The 12084-nt window shown below is 49.0% G+C and carries 16 protein-coding genes and 1 rRNA gene; 15 read left to right on the forward strand and 2 right to left on the reverse strand.

Going from position 1 to position 12084, the window contains the following annotated elements; translation table 11 throughout:
• Positions 1 to 130: 130 nt before the first annotated feature.
• The 11 genes from EDC32_RS14415 (at position 131) to EDC32_RS14465 (ending at position 8393) form a co-directional block, all read left to right on the forward strand.
• Positions 131 to 1075, forward strand: a complete 945-nt coding sequence (locus EDC32_RS14415) for a DNA-directed RNA polymerase subunit alpha (RefSeq protein WP_022738897.1) — start codon at positions 131 to 133, stop codon at positions 1073 to 1075.
• Between the two features lie 25 nt (positions 1076 to 1100).
• Positions 1101 to 1493, forward strand: a complete 393-nt coding sequence (gene rplQ / locus EDC32_RS14420; RefSeq protein WP_022738898.1) for a 50S ribosomal protein L17 — start codon at positions 1101 to 1103, stop codon at positions 1491 to 1493.
• An 88-nt stretch (positions 1494 to 1581) separates the two neighbouring features.
• Positions 1582 to 2430 (forward strand): energy-coupling factor transporter ATPase, encoded by an 849-nt coding sequence (locus EDC32_RS14425; RefSeq protein ID WP_132223244.1) that lies wholly within the window; start codon positions 1582 to 1584, stop codon positions 2428 to 2430.
• A complete protein-coding gene (locus EDC32_RS14430) occupies positions 2406 to 3269 on the forward strand; it encodes an energy-coupling factor transporter ATPase (RefSeq protein ID WP_132223247.1) in 864 nt (287 codons plus the stop codon). Before EDC32_RS14425 ends, EDC32_RS14430 begins: the two co-directional genes overlap by 25 nt.
• Positions 3266 to 4060 (forward strand): energy-coupling factor transporter transmembrane component T family protein, encoded by a 795-nt coding sequence (locus EDC32_RS14435; protein ID WP_132223250.1) that lies wholly within the window; start codon positions 3266 to 3268, stop codon positions 4058 to 4060. Before EDC32_RS14430 ends, EDC32_RS14435 begins: the two co-directional genes overlap by 4 nt.
• Positions 4061 to 4077: 17 nt before the next feature.
• Positions 4078 to 4830, forward strand: coding sequence for a tRNA pseudouridine(38-40) synthase TruA (gene truA / locus EDC32_RS14440; protein WP_132223289.1), 753 nt, complete (start codon positions 4078 to 4080; stop codon positions 4828 to 4830).
• Positions 4831 to 5034: 204 nt separating this feature from the next.
• Complete coding sequence (rplM, locus tag EDC32_RS14445; RefSeq protein ID WP_022738904.1) at positions 5035 to 5472, forward strand: 50S ribosomal protein L13; 438 nt, start codon at positions 5035 to 5037, stop codon at positions 5470 to 5472.
• 18 nt (positions 5473 to 5490) lie between these two features.
• On the forward strand, positions 5491 to 5883 hold the full coding sequence (gene rpsI / locus EDC32_RS14450; RefSeq protein WP_022738906.1) for a 30S ribosomal protein S9: 393 nt from the start codon (positions 5491 to 5493) through the stop codon (positions 5881 to 5883).
• A 109-nt stretch (positions 5884 to 5992) separates the two neighbouring features.
• On the forward strand, positions 5993 to 6424 hold the full coding sequence (locus EDC32_RS14455; protein WP_132223253.1) for a hypothetical protein: 432 nt from the start codon (positions 5993 to 5995) through the stop codon (positions 6422 to 6424).
• 70 nt (positions 6425 to 6494) lie between these two features.
• The gene (cwlD, locus tag EDC32_RS14460) at positions 6495 to 7244 is read left to right on the forward strand and encodes an N-acetylmuramoyl-L-alanine amidase CwlD (RefSeq protein ID WP_132223256.1); all 750 of its coding nucleotides are present in this window, start codon (positions 6495 to 6497) and stop codon (positions 7242 to 7244) included.
• A 48-nt stretch (positions 7245 to 7292) separates the two neighbouring features.
• Entirely contained in the window at positions 7293 to 8393 is a 1101-nt protein-coding gene (locus tag EDC32_RS14465; protein WP_132223259.1) for a P-loop NTPase, read from the forward strand.
• Positions 8394 to 8430: 37 nt separating this feature from the next.
• Here EDC32_RS14465 and gerD read toward each other — a convergent pair whose 3' ends face one another.
• Positions 8431 to 9060 (reverse strand): spore germination lipoprotein GerD, encoded by a 630-nt coding sequence (gene gerD / locus EDC32_RS14470; protein ID WP_132223262.1) that lies wholly within the window; start codon positions 9058 to 9060, stop codon positions 8431 to 8433.
• Between the two features lie 148 nt (positions 9061 to 9208).
• Here gerD and EDC32_RS14475 point away from each other — a divergent pair, with 148 nt between their 5' ends.
• Complete coding sequence (locus tag EDC32_RS14475; protein ID WP_022738912.1) at positions 9209 to 9808, forward strand: KinB-signaling pathway activation protein; 600 nt, start codon at positions 9209 to 9211, stop codon at positions 9806 to 9808.
• A 72-nt stretch (positions 9809 to 9880) separates the two neighbouring features.
• On the opposite strand, the gene pdaB is transcribed toward EDC32_RS14475, so the two are convergent.
• Positions 9881 to 10645 carry a polysaccharide deacetylase family sporulation protein PdaB gene (gene pdaB / locus EDC32_RS14480; protein WP_132223268.1) on the reverse strand — a complete coding sequence of 255 codons (765 nt, stop codon included), beginning with the start codon at positions 10643 to 10645 and terminating at the stop codon, positions 9881 to 9883.
• A gap of 93 nt (positions 10646 to 10738) precedes the next feature.
• On the opposite strand from pdaB, the gene EDC32_RS14485 reads away from it, so the two are divergent.
• From EDC32_RS14485 to EDC32_RS14495, 3 genes are all read left to right on the forward strand, one after another.
• The gene (locus EDC32_RS14485) at positions 10739 to 11353 is read left to right on the forward strand and encodes a stage II sporulation protein M (protein WP_158283398.1); all 615 of its coding nucleotides are present in this window, start codon (positions 10739 to 10741) and stop codon (positions 11351 to 11353) included.
• A gap of 14 nt (positions 11354 to 11367) precedes the next feature.
• Positions 11368 to 11796 (forward strand): OsmC family protein, encoded by a 429-nt coding sequence (locus EDC32_RS14490; protein ID WP_211341939.1) that lies wholly within the window; start codon positions 11368 to 11370, stop codon positions 11794 to 11796.
• Positions 11797 to 12012: 216 nt separating this feature from the next.
• A 16S ribosomal RNA gene (locus EDC32_RS14495) occupies positions 12013 to 12084 on the forward strand; the annotation flags it as partial.

The following is a 12084-nucleotide window of genomic DNA, read 5'->3' on the forward strand; positions in this document are numbered from 1 at the left end:
ATTTTTGTAAATTATCGTGTATACTGGTTAGGACTGGATTTCCTTGTCTTTCCTATATACACCACACATTTCAGCTGCTAGGGAGATAACGCCCAGAACGCGACGTTCTGAAGGAGGGTTTGTGAGCCGTATGATTGAAATTGAAAAGCCGAAGATCGAAGCTGTTGAAATCAGTGATGATCATCGTTACGGAAAATTTGTGGTAGAACCCTTGGAACGCGGATACGGCACTACCCTGGGCAATTCTCTGCGCCGTGTCCTGCTCTCCTCTTTGCCAGGAGCGGCCGTTACAACCATCCAGATTGATGGGGTATTGCATGAGTTCTCCACGATTCCTGGAGTTGTAGAAGATACCACGGAGATCATTCTCAACATTAAACAACTTGCTCTCAAAATTCATTCGGATGAAGAGAAAATCCTGGAGATCGATCTCGAAGGCCCGGGAGAAGTCAAAGCGGGGGATATTCGCGCGGATAGTGATGTAGAGGTGTTGAATCCTGATCTGCACATCGCTACATTGGCTGAAGACGCCCACCTGCGCATTCGGATGACCGCGAATCGTGGCCGCGGATATGTATCCGCTGATAAGAATAAACGTGAAGATCTGCCAATCGGTGTGATTCCGGTCGACTCGATCTACACGCCGATTGAACGGGTTAACTATCAAGTGACCAATACGCGTGTTGGACAAGTTACCAACTACGATAAATTGATCTTGGAAGTCTGGGCGAACGGCAGCTTGAAACCGGATGAAGCGGTGAGCCTTGGCGCTAAGATCTTAAATGAGCACTTGATGTTATTCGTGGGTCTGACTGAACAGGCAAAAGATGCTGAAATCATGGTAGAAAAAGAAGAAGACAAAAAAGAGAAGGTCATGGAGATGACCATCGAGGAACTCGACCTCTCCGTGCGTTCTTACAATTGTCTCAAACGTGCCGGCATCAACACCGTTCAAGAGCTCACGCAAAAATCAGAAGAAGATATGATGAAAGTTCGCAACTTGGGACGCAAATCTCTGGAAGAAGTTCAAGAGAAGTTGCAAGAGCTCGGGTTGTCACTTCGCAAAGACGACTAACAACTGGTAGGGGGAGGGAAAGAAGATGGCATATTCCAAACTCGGCAGAAACACAGGAGCCCGTAAAGCGTTGCTCCGTGATTTGGTAACGGATCTGATTATCAACGAACGCATTGAAACCACCGAATCCAAAGCGAAAGAAGTGCGCTCCATCGTGGAGAAAATGATCACCCTCGGTAAACGCGGAGATCTGCACGCACGTCGCCAAGCGGCAGCGTTTGTTCGCACAACTCGCTCCAACACCGTAAAAGATGGGGAAGAAGTAACCCATAACAAAAACGTCGATGCAGTGAAAAAGCTGTTTGACGAAATCGCACCACGCTACAAAGAGCGCAACGGCGGCTACACCCGCATCCTGAAGCTCGGACCTCGCCGTGGTGACGGTGCACCAATGGTTTTCATCGAATTGGTGAAGTAAGCCATGCGTTGATAGTTTGAATTAGAAAGGGTGAGGGCAGGATCCGGCCGGTCCTGACGTTTACCCTTTTTTCTTTTAAGGAGCTAACATGGAACCGATCTTGCACGTTTCCAATCTCCGGTTTCACTATCAGCCTGATGCATTATCCAAGGAAAGATGGGCACTGAAAGATATCCAGCTCACCGTCGGGGCAGGTGAGTATGTTAGTATCATTGGCCCCAATGGTTCAGGAAAATCAACATTGGCACGCATAATCGCTGGGCTGTATCTCCCTACTGAAGGAGATGTGCACGTTTGTGGACGAGCGACATCAAATGAACATGAGTTGTGGCAAATTCGACGTCGGGTTGGAATGGTATTTCAAAATCCAGATAATCAAATTGTCGCGCCTACTGTTCAGGATGATGTCGCTTTTGGTTTAGAGAATATGGGGTTGCCGCGCGATGAGATGAAAGCAAGGGTGGCACAGGCGTTGCAATGGGTAGGTCTGGCTGGGATGGAAGAGCGGGAGCCACACCATCTCTCAGGTGGGCAGAAGCAACGTTTGGCCATTGCAGGGGTGGTGGCGATGCAACCGGATATCATCCTGTTTGATGAGGCAACGTCGATGCTGGACCCGCAAGGTAGATCGGAAGTGTGCCAACTGATCAAGTCGATCCATGAACAGGGGACGACGGTGATCCACATTACCCATTCGGCGCAAGAAGCGTTCATGGCTGAGCGGTTGATCGTTATGGCCGAAGGACAAATCAAGTTGGACACTCCTGTCTCTGAACTATATCCACAAGCGATGAAGTTGAAAGAGTGGGATCTGGATGTTCCACTTGAAGTGGAATTGCATCACCGCCTGGTGAAAGCGGGCTGGCCGGTACGCGCTTCCATCACCAGTAAAGAGGATCTGGTGAGCGAACTATGGAGATTGTTATCGAAGACTTGAACGTCATATACCATCCTGGAACCCCGTTTGCTAAACAAGCGTTGACGGATATCAATTTGCGCGTTGCAAGCGGTTCATTTGTCGCGTTGCTCGGGGCGACGGGTTCGGGCAAATCAACGTTGATTCAGACAGTAGCCGGCTTGATTAAGCCGACGTCGGGGCAATTAAGGATTGGAAACCAAGTGATAACGCCCAAGAGCAAACAGTTGTCGGAACTCAGACGGTTGGTTGGGGTGGCTTTTCAATATCCTGAACACCAATTGTTTGAAGAAACCGTGGAGAAAGACATCGCTTTTGGTCCGCGTCAGCAAGGACTGACAGAAGAACAGGTCGCCGAGAGGGTGGAGGAAGCCATGTGTTGGGTGGGGTTGCCTCCTTCATTGAAAGATCGTTCCCCATTGGCTCTGAGCGGTGGACAGATGCGGCGAGTGGCTATTGCCGGTATTCTGGCTATGCGACCGCAGGTGCTGATCCTTGATGAGCCGACAGCTGGACTTGATCCTCGCGGTCAACGGGAGATGATGGACATGGTGGGGCGTTTGCACCGTGAACAGGGATTAACTGTATTGTTGGTCACCCATCAAATGGAAGAGGCAGCCCGATACGCGGAACAGCTGGTGATCTTGTCAGAAGGGCGAATAGCGCTTACGGGCACTCCGAGAGAAGTGTTTGGGAATGAGCAGGCACTGTCTCGGCTTAAGCTGGATGTGCCAGAGATCACCAAGTTCATCATGGCATTGAACCGCAATCTCGATCCTCCCCTTCCACTGACATTGTTCTCCGTCGAAGAGTTGGAACGTGAGCTGGAGTTGCGATGGAAGCGGGGGGATGACAGGTGACACCGGTCGTAATTGGGCAATATGTCCCGGTTGATTCGTTCTTGCATCGATTGGACCCTAGAGGCAAGCTCGTATTTGTGTTTGCCTTCATGTTCCTCGTTTTATTTGCGGAGAGGTGGCCTTCGTACCTGTTGCTCACCCTGTTTGTCCTGCTCGCTGTCAAAGGGGCACGTATTCCGCTTGCGCTTTTTTTGCGGGCAGTCAAGCCGGTATTATTTTTGATCATCCTGACTTCACTACTGCACTTGTTCACAACAAAAGGCGGTGGAGTCTTGCTTCAGACTCCGTTGTTTTCGGTGCATGAGGCAGGGGTGGAGCAAGCGGTACTCATGTCGTTGCGTTTGTTTGTTTTGATGGCCACGGCTACTTTGCTCACTTGTACCACTTCCCCGATGGAGATCACCAATGCAATCGAACAACTATTGCGGCCGTTGACGAAGGTGCGTGTTCCCGTGCATGAGTTGGCGATGATGATGTCCATTGCGCTTCGCTTTATTCCTACCTTATGGGGAGAAACGGAAAAAATCAAAAAGGCGCAAATGGCGCGCGGGGTTGATTTTGAGGCGGGTTCATTGTTCAGGCGAATCATGAACCATATTCCCATCTTGATCCCGCTGTTAATCTCGTCCTTCCGGCGCGCCGAAGATTTGGCCATGGCGATGGAAGCCCGTGGTTACCGTGGGGGCGAAGGACGGACCCGTTGGCGGGAGTTGACGTTTGCTCGGAGGGATTTATGGTTGATTCCGACGGCGGCGACGCTGTGGTTGGTGTTGTGGTACTTGGAGAAGTAGGGGGCCGAAATAAGAAGATGAAAAAGATCAAACTGCATATTTCCTATGACGGCACTGACTTTTCCGGGTTTCAGCGCCAACCGGGACAACGCACGATCCAAGCGGAGCTGGAAAACGCGTTGACCGCTTTGATGCGGGAAAAGATAGAGATTCACGGTTCGGGAAGAACAGATGCGGGTGTTCATGCCCAAGGGCAGATTTGCCACTTTGTGACATCCAGTCCGATTCCTGCTGAAAAGATCGCGTATATCTTGCGCAACATGTTGCCGCGGGATATTGTCGCGGTGTCGAGCGAAGAAGTTCCGTCCGACTTTCACGCGCGCAAGAGTGCCCACTGGAAGACGTATCGCTATCAAATAGATACACGGCGTGCACCGGATGTGTTTTCTCGACGTTATCGCACTCATCTTCCTCATGCAGTTGATTTTCAGGCGATGCGGGAAGCTGCCGGTTACTTGGTGGGCACTCATGATTTCACATCGCTGTGCTCAGCTAAAACGCAGGTGGAAGACAGGGTGCGCACGATCTATCAGTGTAAGGTCATCGAAGAAGCACATGGGTATGCGATCGAAGTGACAGGTAGCGGGTTTTTGTACAACATGGTGCGGATATTGACCGGCACATTGGTCGAAGTGGGGAGAAAGCAAATCGACCCCAAAGCAATCCCGGCGATCTTGGCCGCCCGCGACCGCACGAAGGCTGGCCCCACTTTTCCGCCCGAGGGGCTCGTGCTGATGGAAGTGGGCTACACTCCATGGAACAATATGTAAACAGGGCATTTGCCCTTGCGATTTCTTGACATTTTCCCGCATTTAAGGTAAGATTACGCTTGGTATTTTCCACTCCATGCCCCGGTGGAGTTGTTCGGCGCAAATCTTGTCAGTGCTACAAAAAATGCTTCTAAATTGCTTCTAAATGCTTCTAAATCTGTTAAAAGTAAACGGTCAATCCGTTGCGATAGAGGAGGGAATACGATGCGTACCACATTTATGGCTAAGCCAAATCAAGTGGAACGGAAATGGTATGTGGTAGATGCTGCGGGCAAAACCTTGGGTCGCCTCGCAACTGAAGTAGCTACCTTGCTTCGCGGAAAGCATAAACCTGAATTTACTCCCCATGTGGACACTGGCGATTTTGTGATCGTGATTAACGCAGATCAAGTTGAATTGACCGGTAAAAAATGGGCTCAAAAAACTTACTATCGTCACTCTGGTCATCCAGGTGGTCTGAAAGCCACTGTAGCCAGTGACATGCGCGCCAAACATCCGGAGCGCCTGATCGAATTTGCAGTGAAAGGCATGCTGCCAAAAGGCTCTTTGGGTCGTCAGCAATTCAAAAAACTAAAAGTATACGCTGGTTCCGAACATCCTCATCAGGCTCAACAGCCGGTTGAGTGGGAACTGCGCGGTTAATAAAAGGAGGTAACCGATTTGGCACAAGTTCAATTCTATGGAACCGGTCGCCGTAAGGAATCGGTCGCTCGTGTTCGCCTCGTTGCTGGGGATGGCCGCGTTGTGATCAATGGTCGTAACATTGATGACTATTTTGGTCTGGAAACCTTAAAAGCGATCGTACGTCAACCATTAGTACTGACCAACACCACGGATCGTTATGATGTATTGGTGAACGTATCCGGTGGTGGATTCACAGGACAAGCGGGCGCTATCCGCCACGGTATCGCGCGTGCGCTTCTGAAAGTGGACCCAGAACTTCGTCCATCCTTGAAAAAAGCCGGCTTCTTGACCCGTGACCCACGGATGAAAGAACGGAAAAAATACGGTCTCAAAGCTGCTCGTCGCGCTCCTCAGTTCTCCAAGCGCTAATCGGGCATCCGCTTCTTGCACAAACCCCTGGATTGTTGTCCAGGGGTTTTTTCTGTCCTTCTTTTGTCAACAATAAATGAGATGGTTGCAAAAGAAGGAGCGATTTGGCTTGGTGGGGGAAATCATTCATATTGATAGTTTGCGGATTAAAAAAGAAGCGGCTTTGCGCCAAGATGCATTAGATGCGTTTCCGTGGGACGAAATGGAGTGGGTGAAAGCCAATCTGATCGAACCGATGGTGAAATATTGGCCGGCCTCGAGAAAATGGCTCCTGCTCGAATTATGTTACCGTCTGGCCTATGAAGCGTTTGTTTGTGGCATGAAAGAAGCCAAATGGAGACGGCCATCACGAATGTTTCAAGAGGCGCCGGATGTGTTTGCGCCGCGCCATCAAGCCCATTGCCAACAGCTGATGGAACAGCTGACCAAAGAGTTTCATGTATTCCAGTGGCTGGATGAATGGAGTGCAGAATCGGTGTTTATGCTGTTGGCCGAGCTGTCTAAAAATTGGTTTATGAAAGGGTATGCACATAAGCGTTGATAATCATATCAAATGGTCTCGTCCCATACATTAGCTAGTAGGCGATGTGAAGTGAAGTGAGGCGAGACGCATGAAAATGGCAATGGATTGGTGGATGCGCCACCAAAAAAAAGGTTGGATGATTCTGCTCTGCACGGCGGCGCTTGTCAGTGCCATCGGCATGTTCTCAGTAATGAAGGTAGGATCAGTTAGTACCATGGCTATGCCCCTGAGTGGCAAGGTGATTATGATTGACGCAGGTCATGGGGGAGTTGATGGAGGGGCCAGCGGAAACGGATTGGTAGAGAAACATATCACTTTAAATATTGCTTTATATTTGCGGGATTATCTGAATGAAGCGGGCGCATATGTGCTGATGACGCGCGAAGCTGACCAAGACTTAGCCGAACTGGAAACGAAGTCGCTCAGTCGGCGTAAAGTGGAGGATTTGCTAAAGCGCATTCATTTGTTGAAGGAGAAGCGGGCTGATGCACTTGTGAGCATCCATCTTAATGCTATGCCATCTCCCAAGTGGTCAGGTGCCCAAACTTTTTACAATCCGATTCGCGAAGAGAATAAGCGGTTGGCCACGCTGATTCAAGCGGAATTGATCAAGCAATTGGGGAATACCAACCGCCTGGCCAAACAAAAAAGCGATGTCTACATCCTGAAAGAGGCACATGTCCCCACCGCACTGGTTGAAGTCGGTTTTTTGACCAATCCAGGTGAGGCTAAACTGCTCGCGGATGAGAATTACCAAAAGAAATTGGCTGCCGCCATCTATTTGGGTCTGTTGCAATATTACACCGGCAAGGAGACACCTCCGATAACCGATCGCTAATGTGCTATAATGGAAAAGAAATCGCTTTCGATCGAGGTGTCTTGTGACATGATAACGAGAGAACAAGTATTGGACGCTTTAAAAGAAGTAAAAGATCCGGAGATAAATAGAAGCTTGGTTGAGCTGAACATGGTTCGCAATATTGAAATCAAGGGGACGCGCGTGGCACTGGATTTAATTTTAACCATTCAGGGGTGCCCCCTTAAATTTAAGATTCAGGAGGATGTCGAAACGGCGCTGAAGGCCTTGGGAGCCACAGAAGTGGATGTGCGCATTGGTGCGATGACTGATGAAGAAAGAAGAGCGCTGTCAGAATCATTGCGCCGCCCCAGTGGTTCCTCTGCGGCGGGTGCAAACACTGAACCGCCCCTGTTGTCCAAGGCTTCAAAAACGGAATTTATCGCCATTGCCAGTGGCAAAGGCGGTGTCGGCAAATCGACTGTGACAGTGAATTTGGCTGTCGCTTTGGCGAGGGAAGGTAAGAAAGTAGGAATCATCGATGCAGACATCTATGGCTTTAGTGTGCCGGACATGATGGGGATTGAACAACGCCCTGTGGTGATCGACCAAACCATTTTGCCTGTGGAACGGTTTGGCGTGAAAGTGATGTCGATGGGGTTCTTTGTGGAAGACAATGCTCCTGTCGTGTGGCGGGGACCTATGTTGGGTAAGATGTTGCGCAATTTCTTTAGTGAAGTCCATTGGGGAGAGTTAGATTATTTGTTGCTGGATTTGCCTCCTGGAACAGGGGATGTCGCCTTGGATGTTCATCAATTGATACCGCAAAGCAAAGAAATCTTGGTGACCACTCCGCATGCAACGGCAGCGTTTGTGGCCGCCCGGGCTGGTGCGATGGCCCTTCACGCCACCAAACACGAGCTGTTGGGGGTAGTGGAAAACATGGCGTGGTATCAGAACAAATACGGAGAGCGCGAGTATGTATTTGGCCGTGGCGGGGGAGAGAAGCTGGCCAAAGAATTGAACATAGACCTACTGGCGCAGATTCCATTGGGTGCCCCTGACAACGAGGATGTGGATGATCCGAATTTTGCTCCTTCAGTATACGATGCCAACCATTTTATCGGTAAGATCTACACCACATTGGCGCGCAAAGTGATCGAAAAAGCGCCTGTGCCAAGCCAATCCTAAAAAAAGGCTACCGGGCTTATGCCTGGTAGCCTTTTGCTTATGATCCTCCGCCGCCTTCCCCGCCACCGTCTCCGCCACCATCTCCTCCACTGGCTTCTCCACCGCCTTGGTCTTGTTTTTCGCCCTCTTTTTGCTTCAATGCTTCTTTCACTTTTTTGGCTAACTTTTCTTGAATGCTTGGCACTGATACAAGCTCTTCCATGAGCTTTTGCACTTCTTGGCGGGCTTGCTGGCTTTTGAGCAACTGAATCAGGTGTTGGGAAAACTGCGGGTCTTTTAAGAGATCGAGCATCATCTTTTGGTACTCTGGATCTTTCATCATTGTTTTAAGCATGGTTTTCTGTTGCTCTTCAGTCGCTTTATATAGGTTAGCAGCCACTGTTTCTTTTTGCAGGATTTTTTCCCACTCTTTTTTGGTCTGCTGATCTGTAAACGACTTGGCCAAAATCGTTTCCAATTCTTTGGAATCGATGGTGACTTTTTGTTTGAACGATGGATCGGTCATGACATCTTCCAGCATCTTTTTTCCTTCAGAGGTGTGCAATACGTCCAGTGTGATCTCTTTAATCTTTTGGTAATCAGGCTCTTGGGGTTGGGATTGGCTGTTATTGCATGAAATGAGGAAAAGACCGGCGATGATTGGGATTATCCATTTTAAGCGCTGCATAAGCGTGTCCTGCCTCCGTTTCCAAGGGAACTATTTTTAATATGGAATGGGTGGATGGGTTTTATGCAGAGAAAGAAAGGCGTCCACTTTCGCAGGTAAAATGATTTTGATACAATCGAGAAGAGGAAATGGAACAGGAGAGACGACCATGACACTAAAAAAACTGTTTTATTGGTTCTGGTCCACACTCGCGCTTGGCAGCGTGACGGCGTTGGTCCTTGCTTTTGTCCTGGAGATATTGGTGGGGCAGAAGATGTTTGGCGACATCACACAGCAATTGCTGTTAAGTTTGACCCTGGCGGCGGTTGCTGAGTTGGGGTTCTTTGCATACCTGGTTTTCAATTTCTTGGCCAAGGGGCTCATTCGCAATAAACTGGGTTATGATGTGACAATGTTGGTTCTCACAGTGATCGTTTTAGGTAATCTGGTATATCTGAATGCGGTCAAATTCAGTGGAGAGAGCTTTTGGTTGCACTTATTGATTCCATTCATCATTCTCCTGACAGCATTGATCGTAGCGAAGTTGAAAGAGAAATCGACCAATGTGTCGGCCTATATTCCGACTCTTTTCTTTATGGTCGTGGCTACGATTCTTGAGGCGATTCCATCGATTAATTCCAAAGCGGGTGAAATCCCGTTATTGATCATTTTTCACAGTGTGGTGGTGTTGCTGGTTTGCAACGCATGGCAAATCCTGCAATTGCACCGTTGGATCAAACCGCCGGCGAAAGCCAGCCAAACCAAATAAGCAAAAGACGACAAACCAGTTCCCTCGATTGGCGGGAAACTGGTTTGTCGCCATCATGCGATGGAAATCTTATCAATCAACGGCTTTCATTTTTACTTCCGAACCGGCGATCAGCTCGGAGACAGTGACAAATTCATATCCTTGTTTGCGCAAGGAGTCGATGATGACAGGGAGGGCTTCATGAGTTTGCCGGCAAGAATCGCTGGCGTGCATGAGAATGATGTCACCCGGATGGACACGTTTGAGAACGCGGTTGATGATTTTCTCTTTTCCAGGATTCATCCAGTCGAGCGAATCGGTGTCCCATTGGATGGACTTATATCCCATTTGATCGGCGATGCGTAACACCCGTTTGTCGAAATCGCCATTGGGATAGCGGATCAGCTTCGGCTTTTTTCCTGTAACTTCGGTCAAGATTCGGTCCGCTTTGCTAATTTGCGTGCGAATTTGTTCTTCGCTGTACTGGCTGTAATTGTCATGGCGATGTCCGTGGCTTCCTATCTCAAAACCCATGTCCACAATGCGTTTGACCAAATCAGGATGGCTCTCAGCCCAAGGAGATGACAGGAAGAATGTTGCCTTTTTTAATCCTTTTTGCTCCAACACATCCAAGATCGGACCGGTGCGCTCTTCTCCCCAACTGATGTCGAATGTGAGGGCCACTTGTTTTTTATTCGTCTCTACACTGTAGATGGCACTTGGCCCAGGGTCAATAGGGAAGAACACTTGGATATTCTTATTTTCAGCGTAGAAAATGCCCATAGCGAAAAACAAAGCTAAGATGATGAAAAACGTACTTTTCAATCGTTTTGCAGATAAAACCAAGAACATATTCATCTATGACCCTCCTACTGGCAACCTCTTATTATCAATCTATGCCGATGGACGAGGGTTATGATTGAATGTCTTAAAGCAAAAGGAGTGAAAGATATGCGGATGTGGTTGGCGGCAATCAGGGAAGAGAGCAGGTATCTCGGCATTGCGGCGGTGGTATTCATCACCAGCGCCATAGCCGGGTTTGCCAATGGAGAGGCCATTCTTGAGAGCATGAAGCAGATGGGGATCATAGATCAATTGGAGCAAGTGATGGGATCAATCAGCAAAGAGCCTACGTTTGCCAATGCCTTCATCATCATTTTTCTTAATAACCTGCTCGCTTCACTAAAAATGATTGTGTTTGGGCTTTTGCTGGGGATCATTCCGTTTATGGCCATGTTGACGAATGGGATGGTTCTCGGTGTAGTATTAGATGCGGTGGCCAAGTCCAGCGGGCAGCATCCCTTGGCCATCTTTGTCGGGAAAGTCCTACCGCATGGCGTGCTTGAATTACCCGCTATCATTTTGGCGGCAGCGATCGGCATCCGGTTGGGCATGGCGGGCTGGCGCCGTTTTCTAGCGCTGTTGGTACCCGATCGGCGTGAAGGTTCTATTCAAGAGTGGAAAGGTATCCGGGCCAGATTGCCCCGATTGATTTTGATTATCACCCTGCTGTTGGCGGTGGCTGCTGTGATTGAATCAGGCCTCATTGTGTCAGTCAAGCAATAAAAGGAGGTATGACAATGAATATTAAAATTGAGTGGCAAGGCAACATGCACTTTAAAACGGAAACACCCTCGGGCCATGTCATTTCCTTGGATGCCTCGCAAGAAGTGGGCGGAGAAAACTTAGGCCCTCGGCCGACCGAGGTGCTTCTGTCCGCGGTGGGAACGTGTTCCGGGATTGATATTGTGGACATTTTGCGCAAAATGCGCTTACATGTGGAGTCTTTCGCGATGGAAGTGAATGGAGAGCGGGCAGAGGAGCATCCGCGCCGCTTTACGCATGTGCACATGCATTATCGTCTGACGGGCGATCTGCCGGAAGACAAAGTGCGTCGTGCGGTGAAGCTATCTGTGGAGAAGTATTGCTCCGTGTCCAATTCCCTTAACGCAAAAGTGACGGCTAGCTTTGAGATTAATGGCCAACGATTCGAAATGGACGAAGTGTAAGCAGGGTAAGGGCGGTTCCGGAAGAATGGAATCGCTCTTTTTTGGATAATAAGTGTTGACATGATATAATCCCTGTGATAATATCTTATTTGTCGCCGCGGACGAGCGGTGCAAAATGAAACAAAGTGTTCCTTGAAAACTAAAGAGTGACAACGTGACCTGTCAATTCATTGAGCATAGACTCAAACCTCAGTTTCACACGTTGGTGTGAAACCTTTAACGGAGAGTTTGATCCTGGCTCAGGATGAACGCTGGCGGCATGCCTAATACATGCAAGTCGTGCGGGGG

This window comes from Laceyella sacchari (genome assembly GCF_004343255.1).
Taxonomy (GTDB): domain Bacteria; phylum Bacillota; class Bacilli; order Thermoactinomycetales; family Thermoactinomycetaceae; genus Laceyella; species Laceyella sacchari.

What these genes read in the sequence shown, in the direction of transcription:
- pdaB (WP_132223268.1), bottom strand. Translation starts at nt 10,645, where the DNA reads ATGAATATGTTCTTGGTTTTATCTGCAAAACGATTGAAAAGTACGTTT.
- truA (WP_132223289.1), top strand. Translation starts at nt 4,078, where the DNA reads ATGAAAAAGATCAAACTGCATATTTCCTATGACGGCACTGACTTTTCC.
- gerD (WP_132223262.1), bottom strand. Translation starts at nt 9,060, where the DNA reads ATGCAGCGCTTAAAATGGATAATCCCAATCATCGCCGGTCTTTTCCTC.
- EDC32_RS14490 (WP_211341939.1), top strand. Translation starts at nt 11,368, where the DNA reads ATGAATATTAAAATTGAGTGGCAAGGCAACATGCACTTTAAAACGGAA.
- rplQ (WP_022738898.1), top strand. Translation starts at nt 1,101, where the DNA reads ATGGCATATTCCAAACTCGGCAGAAACACAGGAGCCCGTAAAGCGTTG.
- EDC32_RS14485 (WP_158283398.1), top strand. Translation starts at nt 10,739, where the DNA reads ATGCGGATGTGGTTGGCGGCAATCAGGGAAGAGAGCAGGTATCTCGGC.
- cwlD (WP_132223256.1), top strand. Translation starts at nt 6,495, where the DNA reads ATGAAAATGGCAATGGATTGGTGGATGCGCCACCAAAAAAAAGGTTGG.
- EDC32_RS14475 (WP_022738912.1), top strand. Translation starts at nt 9,209, where the DNA reads ATGACACTAAAAAAACTGTTTTATTGGTTCTGGTCCACACTCGCGCTT.
- EDC32_RS14415 (WP_022738897.1), top strand. Translation starts at nt 131, where the DNA reads ATGATTGAAATTGAAAAGCCGAAGATCGAAGCTGTTGAAATCAGTGAT.
- rplM (WP_022738904.1), top strand. Translation starts at nt 5,035, where the DNA reads ATGCGTACCACATTTATGGCTAAGCCAAATCAAGTGGAACGGAAATGG.
- EDC32_RS14425 (WP_132223244.1), top strand. Translation starts at nt 1,582, where the DNA reads ATGGAACCGATCTTGCACGTTTCCAATCTCCGGTTTCACTATCAGCCT.
- EDC32_RS14430 (WP_132223247.1), top strand. Translation starts at nt 2,406, where the DNA reads ATGGAGATTGTTATCGAAGACTTGAACGTCATATACCATCCTGGAACC.
- EDC32_RS14465 (WP_132223259.1), top strand. Translation starts at nt 7,293, where the DNA reads ATGATAACGAGAGAACAAGTATTGGACGCTTTAAAAGAAGTAAAAGAT.